Source organism: Roseicyclus sp. (assembly GCF_052168335.1).
Classification (GTDB): domain Bacteria; phylum Pseudomonadota; class Alphaproteobacteria; order Rhodobacterales; family Rhodobacteraceae; genus Roseibacterium.
Genome location: NZ_JBQLZP010000189.1, coordinates 1 through 1193, shown reverse-complemented (window position 1 = coordinate 1193; position 1193 = coordinate 1). Strand labels below are relative to the sequence as shown.

Sequence of the window (1193 nt, the reverse complement as noted above, 5' to 3'; positions counted from 1 at the left end):
AACCAGACGTCCCGCGCCTCGTTCGTGGTGCCCGTCTTGCCGGCCAGCGCCGCCGGGATGCCCGCGGCCCCCACGGTGCCCGAGGCCGTGCCGCGCTGCACCACGCCCTGCATCATCGAGGTGAGCTGGTAGGCGGTCACGGGGTCGATGACGCGCTCGCGGTTCGACACGATCCGCGGCCCGAGCCCGGCGTCGAGCGACGCGAGCTCGCAATCGGGGCAGAGCCGCTGGTCATGGCGGTAGACGGTGTGGCCATAGCGGTCCTGGATGCGGTCGACCAGCGTGGGCTCCACCCGCTCGCCGCCATTGGCGAACATCGCGTAGGCGGCGACCATGCGGTAGAGCGTCGTCTCCTGGCTGCCGAGCGAGTTGGCGAGAAAGGGCTGCATGTCGTCGTAGACGCCGAAGCGCTCGGCGTAGCGCGCGACCGTCTCCATACCGATGTCCTGCGCGAGGCGGATCGTCATGAGGTTCCGCGACCGCTCGATCCCTGTGCGGAGCGGCGAGGGTCCGTAGAACTGGTTCGAGGCGTTCGTCGGCCGCCAGATGCCCTCGGGCGTCTCGAGCTCGATCGGCGCGTCGATGACGATGGTGTTGGGGCCGTAGCCGGAATCGAGCGCGGCGGCGTAGACCAGCGGCTTGAAGGCCGAACCCGGCTGCCGCGTCGCCTGGGTCGCGCGGTTGAAGCTCGAATGCTGATAGGAGAAGCCGCCCTGCATCGCGATCACGCGGCCGGTGTTCACGTCCATCGCCATGAAGGCGCCCTGCACCTCCGGCACCTGCCGGAGCGTCCAGCGCAGGAAGGAGCCGTCGCTGTCCCGCGTCATGGGCCGCACATGGACCACGTCGCCCACCGACAGGAGATCGCCCGCGACCCGCGCCTGTGCGCCTGCGGACCCATCCTCGTTCACGGGACGCGCCCAGGTCACGTCCTCTGCGGGGATGAAGTGGCCGTCCTCGTCCTCCTCCACACCCTCGATGCCGATGCGCGCGCTGGTCTCGCCGACCTCGAGCACCACGGCGGGCGACCAGCCGTCGATGTCGCGCGGAATGTCGGCGGCGGCCAGCGCCGCGCGCCATGCCGCCTCGCCGCCCGTCAGCACTTCGGGGTCGATCCGGTCCTCGGGCCCGCGCCAGCGCCCCTGCGCGCGGTCGAAGTTCTCGAGCGCCCGGCGGAGCGCGCGTTCCGCGAC

The 1193-nt window shown here is 71.3% G+C and carries 1 protein-coding gene; it reads right to left on the bottom strand.

Annotated features, from left to right (window positions below; translation table 11 throughout):
• A partial coding sequence (locus tag ACTS11_RS05860) for a penicillin-binding transpeptidase domain-containing protein (RefSeq protein ID WP_442639399.1) occupies positions 1 to 1193 on the bottom strand: 1193 nt, incomplete at both ends.